Annotated in this window: 3 protein-coding genes; 2 read left to right on the top strand and 1 reads right to left on the bottom strand. The window is 60.6% G+C overall.

Annotated elements, in window-relative coordinates; genetic code table 11:
• Both AC33YF_RS13750 and AC33YF_RS13745 read left to right on the top strand, forming a co-directional pair.
• Positions 1–445 (top strand): twin-arginine translocation pathway signal (locus tag AC33YF_RS13750; protein WP_491777780.1); only part of this gene is annotated, 445 nt, incomplete at its 5' end.
• 11 nt (positions 446–456) lie between these two features.
• Positions 457–1,113: a ferric reductase-like transmembrane domain-containing protein gene (locus AC33YF_RS13745; protein WP_491777779.1), complete on the top strand. Its 657-nt coding sequence runs from the start codon at positions 457–459 to the stop codon at positions 1,111–1,113.
• 147 nt (positions 1,114–1,260) lie between these two features.
• Here the strand turns inward: AC33YF_RS13745 and AC33YF_RS13740 are convergent, their stop codons facing one another.
• Positions 1,261–2,142 (bottom strand): TauD/TfdA dioxygenase family protein, encoded by an 882-nt coding sequence (locus tag AC33YF_RS13740; RefSeq protein ID WP_491777778.1) that lies wholly within the window; start codon positions 2,140–2,142, stop codon positions 1,261–1,263.
• Positions 2,143–2,227 lie beyond the last annotated feature (85 nt).

The following is a 2,227-nucleotide window of genomic DNA, read 5'->3' as shown; positions in this document are numbered from 1 at the left end:
CGGCGCTTTTGTCGCAACCAGTATCGCTGGCATGCTGCTGCCCGCCCAAGCGAAAGGACTTGCTCCCACACCCTCGATGTGGGGAGGTTCCAACAACTACCGTCCCGGCGCGCCGATCGTCGATCGGATCGGGGGGGGCGGCTTCTGGATGAGCGGTACGGTACGACGCGCGGGCGACGGCGCGCCGCTCGCAGGGCAGCGCATCCAAATCTGGGCGCACACCACCGAGGGCCATGAGCGAGATCCGCAAAGCCATGGCGCGACCCTCACAGACGAAAAAGGGGTATTCCGTCTCGAGATGCCACAGATTGTCCCCGCATTTGGCCAGCCGCACGGTCACCTCGCCTACGACAGCGGCGAGTTCGAAACGGTCTTTCTCCGTCCTGTCATGGCGAGCGCGAAAGACACGAGCCTGGAGGCACACTTCGTCCTCAAGCCGGTCTGAACGCGTTGGACATGAACGGGATGGGATTGGTCCGGGGGGCCGTCATATGGGGGACCCTTACGATCGTCGTCGCGGTAGCGATTGGCGCTGCAGCGGCGAGTCCTCTGCTCGCATGGCGTGATCCGATCTACATTGTCGCCGGCTTCGCAGGGGTCGTTGGACTGGCGCTCATGCTGGTGCAACCTTTGCTGATTGGCGGCTACTTGACGGGACTATCGCGTTATCAAGCGCGCCGAGTACACCTCTGGACCGGAACCGCATTGGTCGTAGCGGTCGTGATCCACATCGCGGGGCTTTGGATCACAAGCCCGCCGGACGTGATTGATGCCCTTCTGTTCACATCGCCGACGCCTTTCGCTGCCTGGGGGGTGATCGCGATGTGGGCCATCTTTGCCGTGGCGGTCATGGTTGCGCTGCGTCCGCGACTGGGCCTGCGCCCGCGCACGTGGCGCAGGGCTCATACGGCCCTCGTGACGGTGATCGTCTTAGGCACGGCCGTCCATAGCATCTTGATACAGGGCACCATGGAGGCGGTGTCAAAAGCGGTTCTGTGTGCGCTGGTGGTGGCGGCAACCCTAAAAGTCATCGCGGACATACAGGTATGGCGGAAGCGAACGACGGCGCGGGGCGGGGGACCCTCAGGCGACAAAGCGATCTCCGCGGACTAAGTGGAGAGGCGATCCGCGGTCTGCGCCAGTGCGTGGGGTGCCCCACCTGACTTGGCACCAACGCCCCGTCAGCTCGGCGGAACATGAGCGATTTTGCTCAGCGGCGCGGCGGGATAAGCGGTTGCAGATTGCGCGCGATCGCAGTGTTCAGCACGGCCGGTCGCCGCGCACCAGCAGACGATATAGACGGCGGTGCTGGCTCGGATCGAAATCGTGACCGGCTTTGTGCAACGACGCGCGATCGTCGATGATCAGCAGGTCGCCTATTTGATATTCATGCGCGTAACAGAACTGTGGCTGCGTGATCTTATCGGTCAGGTCCTGTAGGAAATCTTGGGTTTCCTCTGGGGTCATGCCGATGACTCTCTCGGTCTTGCTCTTGTGAAACCACACGGCCTTGGTGCCCGTTTCGGGATGCGTGCGAACCAACGGCTGGACCGTCGGCGGTCTGGTCGATTCAAGCTGCTCTTTCAGAATGTCCGGATTGGCGAGGTGAAAGCGTGCGCTGCTAATCAGTGTGTTCTCGGTCTTCATGCCGGTGATCTGCTGCTTCAACTCTTTCGGCAGTGCTTCGTAGGCTGCGCGCGAATTACATACCGATGTCGCGCCACCCTTGTCCGGCACCGCGACGGCATAGAGCATCGTGAACTTCGGCGGGCGTTCCTGGTTGGTGTGGTCGGTATGCCAGGTCGCGTTTTTGCCGACTTTTGCCGGTTGGCCCTTGCTGTCCTTGTGAAAGTTGTCGAGCACGCTGATCAAGGGAAACCCGTCAACCAGATACAGCCGGTTTTGGTCTTCCATCAACTCGCCGAATCTCTCGGCCGCAGCCTGGAGCTGTGCCGGGCTGAGGTGCGCCTGGCCCCGGATCACCAGCACCACGTTTTCGACCACTGCATCATAGAGTTTCTCTTGCGTCGCAGCATCCACGGGCTGCGCGAGATCAATGCCGGTGACGATGGCGCCGATATGCTCTTTGACTTTCGTAATCTGCATGGTCTGAGACATGCAATGTTGCAGTGCAGTAGTCATGACCTGGCTCCTTGGAATACCGTTCGTTTCCTTCCTCCAATAAATGATCACCGGAAGCCATAAGCGCATCAAGATCGAAATTTGA

This window comes from Methyloceanibacter sp. (assembly GCF_058506495.1).
This window is presented reverse-complemented; position numbering and strand designations above follow the sequence as displayed.

Excerpts from the sequence above, each read along its gene's own strand:
- AC33YF_RS13745 (WP_491777779.1), top strand. The coding sequence starts at position 457 with ATGAACGGGATGGGATTGGTCCGGGGGGCCGTCATATGGGGGACCCTT.
- AC33YF_RS13740 (WP_491777778.1), bottom strand. The coding sequence starts at position 2,142 with ATGACTACTGCACTGCAACATTGCATGTCTCAGACCATGCAGATTACG.